Here is a 16,569-nt window from a genome sequence, read left to right on the forward strand (position 1 = left end):
CCAAAGCCGGCGATGGCCATCCCTCAATGCTCGATCCGCAACTCGATGCGGTCGGCTGCGAAGCGGGTTCGAGTGAGGTGGAAGGCCCGTCCGTCAAGCGTGGCGTTCGTTCCAGTCGCCACGAGCACGATCGAGCCTTTGGGCAGGTCGAGATGCTTGAGCTCGGCTTCACCGGCGCCTTCGGCCAGCACGCGGGTTTCGCGGCGGATATAGTCGTCAATGCCGAATTTGCGGAACGCTGCGGTCATGGATCCGGTCGCTTCGAAGGCGTCGGCAAGGCCCTTGAACCGCGAGGCGTCGAGCCAGTGCGTGGCGAGCGAGATGGGGCGGTCTGCGGCAATGCTCACAGTCTCCAGTTCCAGCAAGCTGTCGCCAGCGCTGAGGCCGAGTTCTGAGGCCACGCTCGGGCTCGCCTCCCGTTCCTGCGTGCCCAGCAACCGACTTTCGATCGAAGCGACCTGATCGGACAGTCCTGTGCTGAGCCGTGTGCGGAGGCGGATCGGGTAGGACAGGCGGCCTGAGCGGGTGACGATGGTGCCAAGCCCGTGCCGGGTCTGCACCAACCCTTCCGACGCAAGATGCGCGATTGCTGCGCGTGCAGTGTGGCGGTTGACGCCGAACTGTCGACCGATCTCGAATTCGGACGGCAGCTTTGAGGCGGGCGGAAACTCGCCGCGGTCGATTGCGCCGCGCAGTTGGTCCGCCACTTGGCGCCACAGCGCGACCCCGCTTCTGGAAATGCCCACCTTGTCCGCCATCGTCACAGCCTTGTCATCGATCATCTCTAGTGTAGGCTACAGTTGTCTAGATAAACAGACAAGTGACGGGATGGCTTCGATGAGTTGGGACGGCCGGAAAGAAGCGATGGGTCTGCTTGCCCGCGCTGACATGTCATTACTGGATCACTTGTGCCAGGAGGCTGGTCTGCCTCGGGAGACACGCGTCGTCCGGCCGCCGGAAACCGGCCTTGTCACGCTGCGCGGACGTATTGGCGGCGGTGGTTCGCCGTTCAATGTGGGAGAGGTGACCGTGACGCGGGCGAGCGTCGAGATCGACGGTCACATTGGCCATGCCTATGCGCTGGGACGTGATCGCAAGAAGGCGCTGCAGTCAGCGATCTGCGATGCGCTCTGCCAGGATGAAATGCGGCGCGAGATGATCGAGCAGCAAATCCTCAAACCGCTGCGCAAGGCGGAGCAAGAGGCTGACTTACGGCGTGCCGCAGAGACCGCGGCCACCAAGGTCGACTTTTTCACAATGGTTCGCGGCGAGGACTGAAGATGACCGCTTTCGCAACACAGCAGCCTGCCGATCCGGTCTTCCGCGCACAGGCGAATTTTCGGGCATTGATGGACGCGCTGTCGCGTCCCGGCTCGATCCAGCGGCTTCTCGTCGATGATGACGCCGGCGCCATTGATGCCGATCTGGCCGCCATTGCGCAGACGCTCATCGATCACGAGACGTTCCTGTGGCTGAGTCCGTCGCTCGCCGACGATAGGAAAGCGCGCGAGTGGCTCGCTTTCGCAACGGGCGCGCCGCTCGTCGATGCGCCCGAGCGCGCCGCCTTCGCGCTCGTCGCCGAGGCCGATGCGCTGCCCGACCTTCGCGCTTTCGGGCAGGGAACGCAGGAATATCCGGATTGCTCGACCACCATCGTCAAGGCCTGCGGAGGCCTCACGCATGGACCGCGCCTGGCTTGCTCGGGCCCGGGCATCAAGACGCCAACGACCGTGGCACCCGCCGGTCTCGGCACGGATTTCGTCGAGCGCTGGGCGGAGAACCGGGTGCTGTTCCCCCGCGGTGTCGATCTCATTCTGTGTGCCGGGGGCGGCGTGATGGGCATGCCGCGCACACTCACCATCAAACGCCTGGAGGTCTGACATGTATGTTGCCGTCAAGGGTGGCGAAAAGGCGATCGCCAACGCTCACCGGCTTCTGGCCGACCGTCGTCGGGGCAACCGCGACCTGCCAGCGATCGGGCTCGAGCAGATCGTCGAGCAACTGGCGCTCGGGGTCGATCGCGTCATGGCCGAAGGATCGCTTTACGACCGCGAACTGGCCGCACTCGCCGTTCGGCAGGCGCGGGGCGACATGATCGAGGCGATCTTCTTGCTGCGGGCCTATCGCACCACGCTCAGCCGCTTCGGCTATTCTCGCCCGATCGAGACGGGTGAGATGCGGATCGAGCGACGCATTTCAGCCACCTTCAAGGATCTGCCTGGCGGGCAACTGCTTGGGCCGACTTTTGATTACACGCACCGCCTGCTCGATCCGGCATTGGCCGGCGACGAAGCGATCCCCGAAGGCGAGCGGATCAGCGTCGACGATGCATCGCCGCCGCCGCGCGTGTCGGCGCTGCTTGCCGAAGAAGGTCTGGTGGAAGAAGACGGAAGCGTCGAGGGCGACCATATCGCCGACATCACCCGCGAACCGCAGGACTATCCGATGGGCCGCGACGGACGGCTTCAATCTCTCGCCCGCGGCGACGAAGGCTTTCTGCTCGCGCTCGCCTATTCGACGCAGCGCGGCTTCGGTCGCTCTCATCCTTTCGCCGGCGAAATCCGCATCGGCGAGGTGGAGGTGGAGCTCGATGTTCCCGAGCTCGATTTTGCCGTGCCGGTTGGGCGCGTGCGCGTCACCGAATGCCAGATGATCAACCAGTTCAAGGGCTCGGCGAAGGCGCCGCCGCAGTTCACCCGTGGTTACGGTCTCGTCTTCGGCCAGTCGGAGCGCAAGGCGATGGCCATGGCGCTCTGCGACCGGGCCCTGAGGGCCGGCGAACTAGGCGAAGAGACGGGCGCACCGGCGCAGGACGAAGAGTTCGTGCTGTCCCATTGCGACAACGTGCAGGCCACCGGGTTCGTCGAGCATCTGAAGCTGCCGCATTATGTCGATTTCCAGGCCGAGCTCGATCTGGTGCGCCGCATGCGTGCGGTGCACGAAGCGGAGAACGAGACTGCCGACGACCAGCGGGAGGCCGCCGAATGACCGGGGAACCCTTCTACAATTTCGCCTATCTGGACGAGCAAACCAAGCGCATGATCCGGCGTGCGATCCTCAAGGCGATCGCGATCCCCGGCTATCAGGTGCCTTTCGCCAGCCGGGAAATGCCGATGCCTTACGGCTGGGGGACCGGGGGCGTGCAGGTGACTGCCGCCATCATCGGCCAGGACGATGTGCTCAAGGTCATCGACCAGGGCGCGGACGACACGACGAATGCCGTTTCCATCCGGGCATTCTTCCAGAAGGTGACCAATGTCGCGGTGACCACCGACACGGGCGCCGCAACGATCATCCAGACCCGCCACCGCATACCCGAACATCCGCTGACCGATGGCCAGATCATCGTCTACCAGGTGCCGATCCCCGAGCCGCTGCGCTTCCTCGAGCCGCGGGAGACCGAGACGCGGACGATGCATGCGCTTGAGGAATACGGCTTGATGCACGTCAAGCTCTACGAGGACATCGCCCGTCATGGCGAGATCGCAACGACCTACGCCTATCCGGTCAAGGTGGAGGGTCGCTATGTGATGGATCCGTCGCCGACGCCGAAATTCGACAATCCGAAAATGCACATGTCGCCCGCACTGCAGCTTTTCGGGGCAGGGCGCGAACGGCGCATCTATGCAATCCCGCCCTATAGCGACGTGGTGAGCCTCGATTTCGACGACCATCCCTTCACGGTGCAGCGCTTCGACAAGCCGTGTGCGCTGTGTGGCGCGGACGATGTCTATCTCGACGAGGTGATCATGGACGACCGCGGCACGCGCATGTTCGTCTGCTCCGACACGGCGCACTGCGATGGGCGCCGCTCGGAAGGTCATGTCGGAAAACAGGCCGCTGTCGAGGAGGCACGGCGATGAGCGACCAGCCCCTGATGACCGCACGCGGCGTCACGAAAATCTATGGCGAGCGCATCGGCTGCGAAGCCGTCGACCTCGACATCCACCCTGGCGAAATCGTCGCGATTGTCGGCGAATCCGGGTCGGGCAAGACCACGCTTTTGAACTGCCTTTCCGCGCGGCTCGCCCCGTCGGCCGGCAGCATCGACTACCGCATGCGCGACGGTCGGCTGCAAGATCTCTATGCGATGGGTGAGGCCGAGCGCCGGTTCCTCATGCGCACCGATTGGGGCTTCGTGCACCAGAATCCAGCGGATGGCCTGCGCATGGGCGTCTCGGCCGGCGCGAATGTGGGCGAGCGGCTGATGGCTGTCGGCGAGCGCCACTATGGGCGGATTCGCGACACCGCGCTTGACTGGCTGGAGCGGGTCGAGATCTCGACCGACCGCATCGACGACAGGCCGAATGCCTTCTCGGGCGGCATGCGCCAGCGGCTCCAGATCGCGCGCAATCTCGTCACCGGCCCGCGGCTCGTCTTCATGGACGAACCGACCGGCGGTCTCGACGTCTCGGTCCAGGCCCGGCTTCTCGACCTGCTGCGCGGGCTTGTCGGTGAATTGGGGCTCGCAGCCATCGTCGTCACCCATGATCTCGCCGTGGCGCGGCTCCTGTCGCAGCGGATTATGGTGATGAAGGATGGGCGCGTCATCGAGCATGGTCTGACCGACCGGGTGCTCGACGATCCGCGCGAGCCCTACACGCAGCTTCTCGTCTCTTCCATCCTGCAGGTGTGAGGAAAGACCATGTCAGACCCACTCGTCGTTTCGGGCGTCGCCAAGAGTTTCACCATGCATCTGAGAGGCGGGCTGCGTCTGCCCGTCGTCGACAATGTCATTTTCCGTGTGGCGCGCGGTGAATGCGTCGTACTCGGCGGCCCTTCGGGTGCCGGCAAGAGTTCGATCCTCAAGATGCTCTACGGCAATTACGCGGTGGACGGCGGCGAGATCCTCGTCACGCACGATGGCGAGACCGTCGATCTTGCCCAGGCCTCCCCACGCCAGGTGCTGCAGCTGCGCCGCAGCGTCATCGGGTATGTCAGCCAATTCCTGCGCACGGTGCCGCGCGTTTCGGCGCTCGATGTCGTCGCGGAGCCGCTGATCGCGCGGGGCCAGGACGCAGAGGCTTCGCGGCAGCAGGCAAGCGCGCTGCTTGAACGATTGAACCTTCCGCACGCGCTCTGGTCTTTGCCACCGGCGACGTTTTCCGGCGGCGAGCAGCAGCGTGTGAACATCGCGCGGGGCTTCATCACCGAACATCCGGTGCTCCTCCTCGACGAACCGACGGCATCGCTCGACGCGCAGAACAGGCGCGTGGTCATCGCGATGATCGAGGAGAAGAAGCGCGCTGGTACCGCCTTGCTCGGCATCTTCCACGATGAGGAAGTGCGCGAGGCGGTGGCAGACCGGATCATCGACGTCACGGCCTTTCGGCCGGCGCGCGAGGCCGCCTGATCATGGGACGACTTTCACCTGAACCGTCCATCCACGAAACGGCCGAGATCAAGGGGTGCACGCTCGGGCGCTACACGGAAATCAGCGCGCGCAGCCGCGTGGCCGAAACGGTGCTCGGCGATTATTCCTACATCATGCAGGATTGCGATGTGTGGTGCGCGACGATCGGCAAGTTCGTGTCGATCGCTGCGGCCGTGCGCATCAATGCCACCAACCACCCCACCTGGCGCGCGAGCCAGCACCACTTCACGTACCGGGCCGGCGACTATTTCGATGGTGCCGAAAACGATGCCGCGTTCTTCTCTTGGCGCCGGGAAAATGCTGTCACAATCGGCCACGACGTGTGGATCGGCCATGGCGCCACACTTCTTCCCGGTGTGTCGATCGGCAATGGCGCGGTGATCGGTGCAGGTGCCGTCGTGTCGAAGGATGTCGAACCTTACACGATCGTCGGCGGTGTCCCCGCCAAACCGATCCGCAAGCGTTTCGAGGCCGATATCGCCGCCGAACTCGATGCGCTTGCCTGGTGGGATTGGGACCACGACAAGCTGCACGCGGCGCTTGACGACTTCCGCACGCTGGCCATCGGCGACTTCATCGCCAAGCATCGCTGACGGTCTGCCGAGGCTGCGGCCATAGCTCCCCGCGAGCCTTCATCAATCTGTTGCAATACCGTCAACCCACTGTCGTGAACGCTCGGTAGGGAGTGGATGCCAGGCCGGATGGGGTGTCCGGACCGCACATATTCCAATTGATCGTGGAGATCAGGATGATCGCTCAAATCGCTCGCGGCGCCGTCAACGTAGCGCTCGCAACCAGCCTTCTCGCCGGCTCGGCCCTTGCTCAGGACATCGATGTCTTCCGCGTCGGCCTTCTCGGCGGTGAAAACGAAGCCGACCGCCTGCGCAAGAACGACTGCATGGTTCAGCAGCTCGGCGAAATCCTTGGCGTGCCTGTCGAGCTCTATCCGGCTTCGGACTATGCCGGCGTGATGCAGGGCCTCGTTGCGGGCCAGCTCGATGCCGCCCAGCTCGGTGCCTCCGGCTACGCCGGCATCTACCTGCAGGATCCGGAAGCCGTCGAGCCTGCCTTCGTCGCACTCGAAGCCGACGGTTCGGATGGCTACTACGCCATGATGTACACCAAGGCCGACAGCGGCATCGAGTCGCTCGAAGACATGGAAGGCAAGTCTCTCGCCTTCGCCGATCCGAACTCCACGTCCGGCTACCTCGTGCCGAAGGCCGAGCTCGAAGCCCAGGAAATCGTCATCGACGACTATTTCTCTCAGACCGGCTTCGGTGGCGGCCATGAACAGGCGGTGATCGCCGTTCTCAACGACCAGTATGATGCTGGCGTCACCTGGACCTCGGGCGTCGGTGAAGAGTCCGAAGGCTTCTCGCGCGGCGCTCTGCGCTCGATGGTCGATAAGGACCTTCTCGACATGTCCGACCTGCGCATCATCTGGCAGTCGAGCCTCATCCCGAACGGTCCCTGGGTAAACCGCAAGAGCCTGCCGCAGGACGTCAAGGACAAGGTCAATGGCTGGCTCGAGACGCTGAACGAGACCGATCCGGAGTGCTACATCAACGTGTCGCAGGGCGAAGGCCAGGGCTTCCAGGCCGTGGACCACTCGTTCTTTGAAGGCGTCGTTGCCATGCGCCAGCGCGAACTCGAAGGCTCCCGCTGAGCTGATCGCAAACCAGCGATAAGTCAGACAGGTCCGCAGCTTCTGCGGGCCTGTCTTTCCGCGAATGGCAGCCACCCGTCCGGGTACCGGCAACCTCGAAGGACATCCCATGCTTGCGATCAAGAACCTGACCAAGAGCTTCAAGACGCGCAATGCCGTCGACAATATCTCGCTCGATATCCCAGACGGACAGATGGTGGGAGTCATCGGGCGATCGGGTGCCGGCAAGTCGACGCTTTTGCGGATGATCAACCGGTTGGCAGAGCCGACCGGCGGCTCGATCATCTTCGACGGCCGGGACGTAACGGCGCTCAAAGGCCGGGAACTCCTCGAATGGCGGGCTAATTGCGCGATGGTGTTCCAGCAGTTCAATCTCGTCGGTCGCCTCAACGTTCTGACCAACGTGCTGACCGGGCGTCTCTATCACCATGGGCTGATCGCCAGCATGTTTCAGGTGTTCACGCCTGCCGAACGTGCCTTCGCCATCCGCGCGCTCGATCGGCTGGGCATGGCGCATACGGCTTTGCAGCAGGCCGATACGCTGTCAGGTGGTCAGATGCAGCGCGTGGCCATCGCCCGTGCGCTTGCCCAGGAACCGAAGATCGTGCTCGCGGACGAGCCGATCGCGTCGCTCGATCCGATGAACGCGAAAGTCGTCATGGATGCGCTGCGCACGATCAACCGCGAAGACGGCATCGCCGTCATCTGCAATCTTCATACGCTCGATACAGCCCGCAACTACTGCGACCGCGTCATCGGGCTCTTCGAAGGCCGTGTCGTGTTCGATGGGCCGCCATCCGCGTTAACCGAGCAGGCAGCACGCGAGATCTACGGCGCGGAGGCGGACGAGGCCTTCAGCGAAAGCATGACGTCTACGACGCTGAAGCCTGCAGGCACCGAGGTGCCGGCCGAGCGTCTGACGGAGGCGGACCTGCAGCAGCGCGCCCGCGCAGAACTCCTGGCAGGCTGAGCCCATGGCCTCCATAGATGTGAACGCGGGGCCGCAGCCCGACGACGCTGTTTCCGTATTCGAGCGTCATCGCAGCGAATTGCGCCGCCAGCGCCTCGGCATGAACATCCTGTTCATCGGCGCATTTTTGCTGGCGCTTGGCCTCTCGATCTGGGTGTCGCGCTTCTACCCGGATCGGCTGGCTGCCGGCCTGCCGCGCATCTTCGAGTATTTCGGCACAATCATGCCGGACCTGCAGTTCGACGTGCTGTTCGAAGGGAGGGGAGCCGACGGACGCGCCGTGCCCGGTTCGCTGACCTACTGGTATTCGGATTTCAACGTCTACATTCGCCTCATCGTCGAAACGATCTTCATGGCGCTCACTGCGACCATTCTCGGCGCAACGGCCGCCTTTCTTCTCTGCTTCCCGGCATCGCGAAACCTCGCGCCGAACAGCTTCATCTACATCGTGTCGCGCCGCTTCATGGAGATTTGTCGCGGCGTGCCGGAAATCCTCTACGCGCTGGTCTTCGTCTTCGCGATCGGCATCGGGCCGCTCGCCGGCGTGCTGGCAATCGCAATCCACTCCGCCGGCGCACTCGGCAAGCTGTTTTCCGAGGTCAACGAGAACGCGTCGATGCGTCCGGTCGAGGGCATACGCGGCGTTGGCGGCAACTGGTTCGAGGAAATCCGCTACGGCGTCGTTCCGCAGGTCATGCCGAATTTCGTCTCCTACACATTGCTGCGCTTCGAGATCAACGTGCGCGCGTCCTCCATCGTCGGCTTCGTTGGTGCCGGCGGCATCGGGGCGGAACTCAACCGGGTGATCAGCCTCTATTCCGACGATCGCGTCGTGGCCGTCCTGCTGCTGGTCGTCATCACCGTCACGCTGATCGACCTGCTTTCCGAACAGATGCGGACGCACTTCATCGGCCGGGAGAACCTGCAATGACCGCGATGACGCTGCAGTCGATTTCGTCGAGCGACATTGCCAGTGTTCGCCAAAGCCATCCGCAAGCGTTCGGCTCCACCTTCTCGACGATCACGCGGTGGGCGATCTGGCTCTCGGTCATCTTCTATGTGATCGGCTCGCTCTATTATTTCGAGGTCTACCGGCTTCTCGATGCCTCCGGGCGCGCCCTCAACCTCATCGCGGCGTTCTTCAACTGGGAAGACATGGGCGAGTGGCAGTATCGGCAGATCTATATCGGGATCGCACAGACCCTCGGTATGGCATTTCTCGGAACATTGCTCGGCACCGTCATGGCGCTCTTCATCGGGTTTTTCGCAGCGCGCACCACGATGCCGTTCGTCGTGGTTCGCCAGATCGTGCGGCGTATTCTCGATATTCTGCGTGGTGTGGATCAGCTTGTCTGGGGTCTGGTGTTTGTTCGGGCAGTCGGACTGGGTCCGCTTGCCGGCGTGCTCGCGATTGCCGTATCGGATACGGGCACCCTATCGAAGCTCTACTCGGAAGCGCTCGAAAACGTGGACCGCAAGCAGGTCGAGGGCATCCGCTCGACGGGCGCCGGTCCGTTGAAGATCGCGCGCTATGGCTATCTGCCCCAGGTGCTGCCGATCTTCATTTCGCAGTCGCTCTACTTCTTCGAATCCTCGACACGAAGTGCAACGATCCTTGGCCTTGTCGGTGCCGGCGGCATCGGCATGATCATCATCGAGCGCTTCCGCGCGAACCTCTTCGATCAGGTCGCATTCGTCGTCTTGAACGTGCTCGTCTGCATCTTCGTCATCGACTGGTTGTCGAAGAAGATCCGTGCGCGGTTGATCGGCGAAACGTCTCACTAAGGGCGTGCTAAGCCGCTGCCTGGCGGTCCGTACCGTCGATGGTCACTTCGTCCGTGTGGGCAAAGCCTTTCGAATAATCGAGCACCGAGATCACTTCCGGGCGAAGCTCGAAGACAGCCACGCCGCTGATGTCGAGGCCGCTCATCATCGAGGCGTATTCCGGATACTTTTTCGGAAGCTCGGAAACCAGTATGTCTCGGATCATCGCTTCATCAGTGACCGGGAAGGCGCGGGCCGCCATCGATAGACCGGTGATGGCCATCGGATCGGTCGTGTCGTGGTCGATGGTCAGCGACACGCGGTTGTCGCCCGCGAGATTCCGGGATTTCTGCGTATCTCTTCCCGTTATGAACCACAGGGTCAGTCCACGGCTGACATAGCCCACCGTGGTCGCCTGCGGCCAACCGTCCGCGCGGAGCGTGGCCAGCGTGAGGATGCGGTGCTTGTCGAGCAGGTCGAGAATGGTGCTGCGAAGTTTGCTATCCATTGGAAAAGCCTCCTGCATAGCGATCGCAGGAGAATATTGACTGAGCAGTCGATCGCATTGATTTCGCGCAAATCGGCTCGTTTTCGTCGAGCGTGACGTCGTCGCTATTCCACCACGCCCAGGATCGGGCCGTAGCCGCCGTGCCAGGAAAAATCGTTGCGTCTTTTTTCGGGGAGAAAGAGACCAGCGCCGCGGCCACCGTCGAGAAAAAGTGCGTTGGGGCAGGCCAGTTGGTCGCGGAAGAACCGCGCGAATTCATGAAAATTCACGCGCCAGTCGCTGATCGCGAACCGGATGAGCCCGCCTTCGCAGACACCGACGCCGCTGCGTCGGGTTGTATCGGTCGAACCGGGGATCAGCGCGGGGTGGAGCGCGTTCTCGATGACGAGCATTGGTCCCGACTGGGTGGCCAATTGCGCATCGGGCTTCACAGCAAGAAAGTCTTCCGTCGGCAGGATGCCCGCTCCATCCTCTCCGGAAAAGAACACGCCGTTGGGCTTTTTGTAGAAATTCGGCACCTGTCGCGGCGGGCCTTCGATCGTGGTGGTATCGGCCGACCGCAGTTCCTCTCCATTCTCGATATAAAGGCCGAGCGGCGAAAAATCGGTCTGGTACATGCCGGCATTGATCGCGAAGATGAGGTTCTGCTCCTGCTCCCGGAGCGCGCCAGCGAGGTTGGAGAAGCGGCGGTAAGGCAGACCCTCTTCATTTCTCCAGAACAGACGCAGGTCGGACACGGCAGGGTCGATCGTGCAGACGACATAGCCCGAACCCTCGAAACGTTCGTCGCTGCACTGCAGAGCCTTGGCCTCCGGAAGCGCGAAGAGCACGGCGATTACCGCCAACACGGCCGTCAACGCAGCACCGGCCAAACCTCGTATTGCAGTCATGCACTGTCCTCGCTCGCTGTGATCGGTCGGTCGATAGCAGGAGAGTGCCGTAATTCTAAGACCACGCTTCACCCGTGCCTTGGAAATTTCGAGGTATCGGCGGCAATCGAGATCTAGCGAAGAAGCCCGTCGAGATCGAAGTCGTCCCACCCTTTCAGGCCGGACGACTGTTTCTCCCCGCTGACAGTGCCTTCGGCGCGGCCGGACGAGCCGCCCAATTTGCCCGCCTTCTTCAAAGCAGCTTTCTGGGCTCCGCGTCGTCTGTTTTCGGCCGCGGTCGCTGAGTCTTCTTCACGCCAGACCTCGGGAAGATCGCGGTCGAGCACATCCTCGATATGGCGCGGATCGAAAACGTGAAAGGTGATCTTGCGCGCCCGGCCACGCAGCTTGACGGTTCGGGTTCCTGCACTTTCCAGCCGGCCGTCCTTCAACCAGCGATGGCGTTCAGCGGGCTTGATGGCGAGAATGTCCTCGACCTCGCGGGGTATCACCGGAAGACTTTCGATGCCGACAAGTTTGCTGGTGACGGCCTTTACGAGTCCGAAGTGATCGTCCTCATCGTCTTCCGGCACGCGAAGCACGATCGCGCCGGATTCGATGTCGACCTTCCTGCGTTCCTTGAAAGGAAGATGCGCACGGATTTCGAGGAGGATGCCCCTGGTGCGCACAGCCGAACCCAATGTCGCGGCCGGTGAAAGGGGCCATTCTTGGATCAGTCTCGTCGGTGGTTTGGGTTTTGGTGCTCGGGGCATGATGCTCAGATGGAGTCTGACGCATCGGCCTTCAATCTGATTCTTTCGGCCGTTTGCAGTCTGCGCCAATTCATGGCGACCGGTACGACGCCCATGATCCTCATACGATTTCGTGGATCACAGGCATCAACTGCCCGTTCGTGATCTGCACCTTTGCCAAGGTGATGGGCAATCTGAACCTGCGCGGGCCCGTACTGCCGGGGTTCAGGTAAAGCACGCCATCCCCCATTTCGATGCTCGCCCGGTGAGAATGTCCCGAGATGACGAGGTCGATGTCTGTTTTACCGGGAGAAAACGCCAGGTCCTTGCGATCGTGGATCACGAATATACCCAGATCGAAAAGCCTTGTCCGCAGCGTCTCGGGATAGGTCGCTGCCCAAGAGTCGACATCGATGTTTCCGCGGATCGCCGAAACCGGGGCGACCGTTTCCAGTCGCTTGATAATGTCGGGGTTTCCGATGTCGCCGGCGTGGATGATGTGATCGACGCCTTGCAGCAGGGCAATTGCCTCAGCGCGCAGGAGACCATGCGTATCCGAGATGACGCCGAGTGTGGGCATGGCAGAAGGGGTCCTTCACATCAGAATGAAATAAGCGGCTTTGTCTTGGCAGATCAGCAAAAGTAGGGCTCGCTCAAATCACGCATTCCTCGCCTTCGCCACAGGGATCTGGCACACCATGTGTCGGGGTACGGACGACACCGCCCCAGTTGGAGGACCGATGCCGAAGAACAAAGGCCAGAGCACTCTCGACAAGGAGCGTGCGAAGACGGAAAAGCTCCTTAAGAAGGTTGGGTATACAGCCTTGAAAGAAGCCGGCGTCAAATCGATGCGTCCCAGCCTGCCGAATTTGAAGACCGTGAAGCGCGAGCCGTAGTCTGGCCCATCAGCCCGTCTCGCACCGGTCCCCACAGGTCCTAAACATGCAGGCGCGCCGCATCATGCTGTGGTAAGCAGGCGTCGCATGTCGGCGAGTGCATCTCCTGCGTCGTCCAAGATTTCGGCTGTGCCCGTGGAAAAGAGAACACCAATGCTTGAACCGACCGGCGTAGCCGCCCTTGGCGCTTTGGGCTGGTCGTCATTTTTCAGCGATCAGATCGGCGAAGACGACGTTCATCTCGTGCCCGTCCGCATCGCGAATATCCATCGCGCACGCATCAGCGGATACTCCGCAAATGGCCCCGTCGACCTTGTTCTGCCGGCGAGCGAAGCCGTTGGCGATTATGCGGTCGGCGACTTCGTCCTTGCAGAACCGGGCGATCATCTCGTTCGTCGGCGCCTTGAGCGCACCTCGCTGCTTTCGCGGCGCATGAGCGACGGCAGCACGCAGCTCTCCGGTGCCAATGTCGACACGCTGTTCATCGTCACTTCCTGCAATGACGATTTCAACGTTCCACGGCTCGAGCGGTATCTGGCCATGGCAGCACAATGTGAAATCCCTCCGGTTCTGGTGCTGACCAAAGCGGATACCCCACAAGGAGCCGATCCGTTCGTGACACTGGCGAGCGATCTGGCGCGAGACCTGCCGATCGTGGTGGTCGATCCGCGCCGCCCGGAGGTTGTTTCGAAACTGCAATCCTGGTTCGGCTTCGGCAAGACCGTGGCGCTCACGGGCTCTTCCGGGGTTGGCAAGTCGACGCTCGTGAATACGCTTTCAGGCTCCAGCGCCGATAGCGCCCAACTCACCGGCGCCGTTCGGGAAAGTGATTCCAAGGGACGACACACGACGACCGCGCGCTCGTTGCACGTGGTCAGCGTCGGTGGCTGGGTGTTGGATTCGCCCGGTATCCGATCGGTGCATCTCGGAGAAATGGCCGAGGGGCTCGATGCGGTGTTCGCCGAGATCAGCGAGTTGGAGAGCCGGTGCAAGTTCAGAAACTGCACGCACAGCCACGAGCCGGCCTGCGCCGTGCTCAAGGCCGTGGAAGATGGGAGGATCGATCCCGATCGCTTCGCCCGCTGGCGTAAGCTGCATGACGAAAACAGTGCTTCCGGTGCGCATAAGTCGTCACGCCGGTGAGCTTTCCGAACAGCCGCCGAGAGATCAGCTGATCGTCAAGCCGTCAAGCCGTCATCCGAAGTCGACTTCGATGCGTCGATCGCCGCGGACCCGGACCCGGCAGATGCGCGAGAATTCGTCGGCCATGATAAGCAGCTTGAAGCGATCGGGGACGTCGGCTGTGCTGATGAAATCGAGCCCGGCGCCGGTTTCGGAGAGGGTCCGCACCGTGCAATCCATCGTCGACCGTCCTCCATTGAACGCGATGCGTCCACCTTTCAGTACCCGACGACGTACATCGGCTGGAATTGGCTGTGCGGGACTTTCCCAGCGGATACAGCGGTTGCGTCCGTCCGACTTCGCGACATAGAGCGCCGCGTCCGCCCGTTCGAGCAGAGTGTCTATGTCCAGCGTGGTCCGATCGAGACCGGCCACGCCGACACTGATCGTCGCGCCGACCGGTCCATCGACATGCTCTATTCGAAGACGGGCAACCGCAGAGCGGAGTTTTTCCGCGACGTCAAGCGCTGCCGCGGCGCTCGATTGATGGAGGATGATGGCGAATTCCTCGCCGCCAAGTCTTCCGATGATGTCTGAGTGACGGGCGTTCGCCTTGAGCGTCGATATGACCTCGACCAGAAGCCGATCGCCGAACCGATGCCCGTAGGTATCGTTGACGCGCTTGAAGTGATCGAGATCGATCATCATCACGCTGAGATCGGTGCCGTGACGCCGGGCGAGGCCGATGGCGCGCGCTGCCTCTTCGCGGAATGCGCGCCGGGAGAGGGCACCCGTTAGCGCATCGGTCATGGCCAGCGTTCGCAGCTCCAGTTCGCTGACGACGAATTGGGCGAGATCGGCGAGAATGCCCTGGTCGCGCTTCGAAAAAGTACGGGGCACCGTGTCCGCCGCGCAGAGCGTGCCGATGACGTGACCATGCGGTGTGCGCAGCGGCATCCCGGCGTAGAAGCGCAGCTTCAATCCCTCGATTACCGCCGGATGATTGTGAACGGTGGGATGAACCAGTGCATCTTCGACGATGAGCGGCTCGCCATTGACGACGGCGATTTGGCAAAGCGATTGCGACAGGTCGGTTTCCGCCACATCGACGCCCTGGCGGGATTTGTACCATTGTCGATGCCCGTCGATCAGCGTCACGGTCGAGATCGACACATCGAAGATCTGACGGGTAAGCCGGGTGATCCGATCGAAGGCTTCCTCCGGTGGCGTGTCGAGCACGTCATAGCGCTCCAGGGCAGCGAGACGATCATTCTCGTCGTCCATCTCGCGCAGGGCATCGCGCTCGCTCACGCTCTCAATCTCCTTCAGTGATTTGCCGAAACCGTGCTGGCATAAATTAAAGAATTTCTTAATTCGCGGCGGACAGTTTAACGGATTGTTAGAGCAGATGAAGCGGTTGCCGGACGGGCATCCACCACCTCGGCGCCTTGCAAGAGAGGGTGGATATTGCCATATCCCGTGCAGCGGACCGGGCCCCTCTGGCGAACTTCTCGAAGCGTCGCGATGTCGGACCGTCTGGATATTGGCCCGCTTTGCGACTTCTCAGCGGGCAACTGGAGCAACGGTTGCCATGATGCATCTCGGACGTTTTCGCTTTTTCGCCCTGCTGTCGGCGGCATTCATCGCTATGGCGCTTGTCTCTGTCGATTTTGCCGAGGCGCGTCGTGGCGGCAGTTTCGGCAGCCGCGGCTTCCGCACGCAACAGTCCGCCCCACCCACGCGAACCGCACCGAACCAGACCGGTCCGGTCGAGCGCAGCATGACGCCGGCGCCGAGCACCGCGCCGCGCCAGCAGCAGACGGCAGCTCAGCAGCAGCAGCGGCCGGGCATGTTCGGTGGCCTGGGCGGCGGGTTGATGCGCGGCATCTTGATCGGTGGTCTGTTCGGCATGTTGCTCGGTTATGGCTTCGGCGGCTTGGCCGGTGCGCTCGGCTTCCTGGTGCAGTTGCTCCTCATCGGCGGGCTCGTGTGGCTGGCGATGGCGTTCTTCCGCTCGCGCCGGCAGCCGGCCGTCGCCGGTGGCGCCCGCACGCAAGCCTCGGCCGGTGGACCGGGCTTTGGACATTCCTCGATGCGTGATGCGGCGCCCCAGTCGTCGCCGAAGGCATCAGCTGCGGGTTTCACGGTCCCGCGGATTGGCGGAGGCGCAGCTGCTGCTGCCCCTCAAATGACCGACATCGCCGTCGATCAGGAAGATCTCGACATGTTCGAACGCCGTCTCGGCGAGGTGCAGCGCGCGTTTGCAGACGAGGATCACGCTGCTCTGCGCCGGCTTTCCACGCCCGAGATGGTCTCTTATTTCTCGGAGGAACTGGCCGACAACGCAAAGCGCGGGGTGCGCAACGAGGTGACCGGCGTGAAGCTTCTGCAGGCAGATATTGCCGAAGCGTGGAACGAGGGCGAGGACGACTATGCCACCGCCGCGTTCCGCTACGAGGCGACGGATGTCCTGCGCGACCGCACCACCCGCGCTTTGGCGGGCGGTGTCGACGAACCGACCGAAACGGTCGAGTTGTGGACCTTCGTGCGCCGGAACGGTGGGGATTGGAAGCTTTCGGCGATCCAGGAAGCTGCCGCCTAGAGCTGCAACCCCCTGCCGATCGCGTTGAGACGTCATGTAAAACCGA

20 protein-coding genes are annotated in these 16,569 nt (G+C 62.5%); 14 read left to right on the forward strand and 6 right to left on the reverse strand.

All coding sequences use genetic code 11. The features are described 5' to 3' along the window. Positions 1–23 precede the first annotated feature (23 nt). Positions 24–758, reverse strand: coding sequence for a phosphonate metabolism transcriptional regulator PhnF (gene phnF, locus D5400_RS07060; RefSeq protein WP_164527818.1), 735 nt, complete (start codon positions 756–758; stop codon positions 24–26). Positions 759–828: 70 nt separating this feature from the next. On the opposite strand from phnF, the gene phnG reads away from it, so the two are divergent. The 11 genes from phnG (at position 829) to phnE (D5400_RS07115) (ending at position 9,795) form a co-directional block, all read left to right on the forward strand. After that, complete coding sequence (gene phnG / locus D5400_RS07065) at positions 829–1,278, forward strand: phosphonate C-P lyase system protein PhnG (protein WP_425364914.1); 450 nt, start codon at positions 829–831, stop codon at positions 1,276–1,278. A 2-nt stretch (positions 1,279–1,280) separates the two neighbouring features. After that, a complete protein-coding gene (phnH, locus tag D5400_RS07070) occupies positions 1,281–1,880 on the forward strand; it encodes a phosphonate C-P lyase system protein PhnH (protein WP_126008987.1) in 600 nt (199 codons plus the stop codon). A gap of 1 nt (position 1,881) precedes the next feature. Beyond that, a complete protein-coding gene (locus tag D5400_RS07075) occupies positions 1,882–2,988 on the forward strand; it encodes a carbon-phosphorus lyase complex subunit (RefSeq protein WP_126008989.1) in 1,107 nt (368 codons plus the stop codon). After that, positions 2,985–3,863 carry an alpha-D-ribose 1-methylphosphonate 5-phosphate C-P-lyase PhnJ gene (locus tag D5400_RS07080; RefSeq protein WP_126008991.1) on the forward strand — a complete coding sequence of 293 codons (879 nt, stop codon included), beginning with the start codon at positions 2,985–2,987 and terminating at the stop codon, positions 3,861–3,863. The genes D5400_RS07075 and D5400_RS07080 overlap by 4 nt, the downstream gene beginning before the upstream one ends. Continuing rightward, complete coding sequence (phnK, locus tag D5400_RS07085) at positions 3,860–4,636, forward strand: phosphonate C-P lyase system protein PhnK (protein WP_126008993.1); 777 nt, start codon at positions 3,860–3,862, stop codon at positions 4,634–4,636. The genes D5400_RS07080 and phnK overlap by 4 nt, the downstream gene beginning before the upstream one ends. A gap of 9 nt (positions 4,637–4,645) precedes the next feature. Next, positions 4,646–5,353, forward strand: a complete 708-nt coding sequence (gene phnL, locus D5400_RS07090) for a phosphonate C-P lyase system protein PhnL (protein WP_126008995.1) — start codon at positions 4,646–4,648, stop codon at positions 5,351–5,353. A 2-nt stretch (positions 5,354–5,355) separates the two neighbouring features. Beyond that, complete coding sequence (locus D5400_RS07095; protein ID WP_126008998.1) at positions 5,356–5,967, forward strand: DapH/DapD/GlmU-related protein; 612 nt, start codon at positions 5,356–5,358, stop codon at positions 5,965–5,967. A 155-nt stretch (positions 5,968–6,122) separates the two neighbouring features. Continuing rightward, positions 6,123–7,040, forward strand: a complete 918-nt coding sequence (gene phnD / locus D5400_RS07100) for a phosphonate ABC transporter substrate-binding protein (protein ID WP_126009000.1) — start codon at positions 6,123–6,125, stop codon at positions 7,038–7,040. A 109-nt stretch (positions 7,041–7,149) separates the two neighbouring features. Further along, positions 7,150–8,010 carry a phosphonate ABC transporter ATP-binding protein gene (gene phnC, locus D5400_RS07105; RefSeq protein WP_126009003.1) on the forward strand — a complete coding sequence of 287 codons (861 nt, stop codon included), beginning with the start codon at positions 7,150–7,152 and terminating at the stop codon, positions 8,008–8,010. A gap of 4 nt (positions 8,011–8,014) precedes the next feature. Next, a complete protein-coding gene (gene phnE / locus D5400_RS07110) occupies positions 8,015–8,941 on the forward strand; it encodes a phosphonate ABC transporter, permease protein PhnE (RefSeq protein WP_126009005.1) in 927 nt (308 codons plus the stop codon). Continuing rightward, positions 8,938–9,795 carry a phosphonate ABC transporter, permease protein PhnE gene (gene phnE, locus D5400_RS07115; protein ID WP_126009007.1) on the forward strand — a complete coding sequence of 286 codons (858 nt, stop codon included), beginning with the start codon at positions 8,938–8,940 and terminating at the stop codon, positions 9,793–9,795. Before phnE (D5400_RS07110) ends, phnE (D5400_RS07115) begins: the two co-directional genes overlap by 4 nt. Positions 9,796–9,802: 7 nt before the next feature. Here the strand turns inward: phnE (D5400_RS07115) and D5400_RS07120 are convergent, their stop codons facing one another. The 4 genes from D5400_RS07120 to D5400_RS07135 all read right to left on the reverse strand — a co-directional run bounded on the left by D5400_RS07120 (position 9,803) and on the right by D5400_RS07135 (position 12,483). Further along, positions 9,803–10,282 carry a pyridoxamine 5'-phosphate oxidase family protein gene (locus D5400_RS07120; protein WP_126009009.1) on the reverse strand — a complete coding sequence of 160 codons (480 nt, stop codon included), beginning with the start codon at positions 10,280–10,282 and terminating at the stop codon, positions 9,803–9,805. 104 nt (positions 10,283–10,386) lie between these two features. Further along, the gene (locus D5400_RS07125; protein ID WP_425364915.1) at positions 10,387–11,163 is read right to left on the reverse strand and encodes a phosphodiester glycosidase family protein; all 777 of its coding nucleotides are present in this window, start codon (positions 11,161–11,163) and stop codon (positions 10,387–10,389) included. A 122-nt stretch (positions 11,164–11,285) separates the two neighbouring features. Beyond that, complete coding sequence (locus D5400_RS07130) at positions 11,286–11,924, reverse strand: hypothetical protein (protein WP_126009013.1); 639 nt, start codon at positions 11,922–11,924, stop codon at positions 11,286–11,288. 100 nt (positions 11,925–12,024) lie between these two features. Next, entirely contained in the window at positions 12,025–12,483 is a 459-nt protein-coding gene (locus tag D5400_RS07135) for a metallophosphoesterase family protein (RefSeq protein WP_126009015.1), read from the reverse strand. A gap of 160 nt (positions 12,484–12,643) precedes the next feature. Here D5400_RS07135 and D5400_RS21070 point away from each other — a divergent pair, with 160 nt between their 5' ends. Together D5400_RS21070 and rsgA are read left to right on the forward strand one after the other, a co-directional pair. After that, positions 12,644–12,799 carry a hypothetical protein gene (locus tag D5400_RS21070; RefSeq protein ID WP_164527819.1) on the forward strand — a complete coding sequence of 52 codons (156 nt, stop codon included), beginning with the start codon at positions 12,644–12,646 and terminating at the stop codon, positions 12,797–12,799. 153 nt (positions 12,800–12,952) lie between these two features. After that, positions 12,953–13,942, forward strand: coding sequence for a ribosome small subunit-dependent GTPase A (gene rsgA / locus D5400_RS07140; RefSeq protein WP_126009017.1), 990 nt, complete (start codon positions 12,953–12,955; stop codon positions 13,940–13,942). 51 nt (positions 13,943–13,993) lie between these two features. On the opposite strand, the gene D5400_RS07145 is transcribed toward rsgA, so the two are convergent. Continuing rightward, positions 13,994–15,232: a sensor domain-containing diguanylate cyclase gene (locus D5400_RS07145; RefSeq protein WP_245451467.1), complete on the reverse strand. Its 1,239-nt coding sequence runs from the start codon at positions 15,230–15,232 to the stop codon at positions 13,994–13,996. 280 nt (positions 15,233–15,512) lie between these two features. Here D5400_RS07145 and D5400_RS07150 point away from each other — a divergent pair, with 280 nt between their 5' ends. Further along, complete coding sequence (locus D5400_RS07150) at positions 15,513–16,523, forward strand: Tim44 domain-containing protein (protein WP_245451468.1); 1,011 nt, start codon at positions 15,513–15,515, stop codon at positions 16,521–16,523. Positions 16,524–16,569 lie beyond the last annotated feature (46 nt).

The organism is Georhizobium profundi (genome assembly GCF_003952725.1).
Classification (GTDB): Bacteria; Pseudomonadota; Alphaproteobacteria; order Rhizobiales; family Rhizobiaceae; genus Georhizobium; species Georhizobium profundi.

Bases quoted from the DNA above. Each gene is read 5' to 3' on its own strand.
- phnF (WP_164527818.1), bottom strand. From the start codon at position 758: ATGGCGGACAAGGTGGGCATTTCCAGAAGCGGGGTCGCGCTGTGGCGC.
- phnG (WP_425364914.1), top strand. From the start codon at position 829: ATGGCTTCGATGAGTTGGGACGGCCGGAAAGAAGCGATGGGTCTGCTT.
- phnH (WP_126008987.1), top strand. From the start codon at position 1,281: ATGACCGCTTTCGCAACACAGCAGCCTGCCGATCCGGTCTTCCGCGCA.
- D5400_RS07075 (WP_126008989.1), top strand. From the start codon at position 1,882: ATGTATGTTGCCGTCAAGGGTGGCGAAAAGGCGATCGCCAACGCTCAC.
- D5400_RS07080 (WP_126008991.1), top strand. From the start codon at position 2,985: ATGACCGGGGAACCCTTCTACAATTTCGCCTATCTGGACGAGCAAACC.
- phnK (WP_126008993.1), top strand. From the start codon at position 3,860: ATGAGCGACCAGCCCCTGATGACCGCACGCGGCGTCACGAAAATCTAT.
- phnL (WP_126008995.1), top strand. From the start codon at position 4,646: ATGTCAGACCCACTCGTCGTTTCGGGCGTCGCCAAGAGTTTCACCATG.
- D5400_RS07095 (WP_126008998.1), top strand. From the start codon at position 5,356: ATGGGACGACTTTCACCTGAACCGTCCATCCACGAAACGGCCGAGATC.
- phnD (WP_126009000.1), top strand. From the start codon at position 6,123: ATGATCGCTCAAATCGCTCGCGGCGCCGTCAACGTAGCGCTCGCAACC.
- phnC (WP_126009003.1), top strand. From the start codon at position 7,150: ATGCTTGCGATCAAGAACCTGACCAAGAGCTTCAAGACGCGCAATGCC.
- phnE (WP_126009005.1), top strand. From the start codon at position 8,015: ATGGCCTCCATAGATGTGAACGCGGGGCCGCAGCCCGACGACGCTGTT.
- phnE (WP_126009007.1), top strand. From the start codon at position 8,938: ATGACCGCGATGACGCTGCAGTCGATTTCGTCGAGCGACATTGCCAGT.
- D5400_RS07120 (WP_126009009.1), bottom strand. From the start codon at position 10,282: ATGGATAGCAAACTTCGCAGCACCATTCTCGACCTGCTCGACAAGCAC.
- D5400_RS07130 (WP_126009013.1), bottom strand. From the start codon at position 11,924: ATGCCCCGAGCACCAAAACCCAAACCACCGACGAGACTGATCCAAGAA.
- D5400_RS07135 (WP_126009015.1), bottom strand. From the start codon at position 12,483: ATGCCCACACTCGGCGTCATCTCGGATACGCATGGTCTCCTGCGCGCT.
- D5400_RS21070 (WP_164527819.1), top strand. From the start codon at position 12,644: ATGCCGAAGAACAAAGGCCAGAGCACTCTCGACAAGGAGCGTGCGAAG.
- rsgA (WP_126009017.1), top strand. From the start codon at position 12,953: ATGCTTGAACCGACCGGCGTAGCCGCCCTTGGCGCTTTGGGCTGGTCG.
- D5400_RS07150 (WP_245451468.1), top strand. From the start codon at position 15,513: ATGATGCATCTCGGACGTTTTCGCTTTTTCGCCCTGCTGTCGGCGGCA.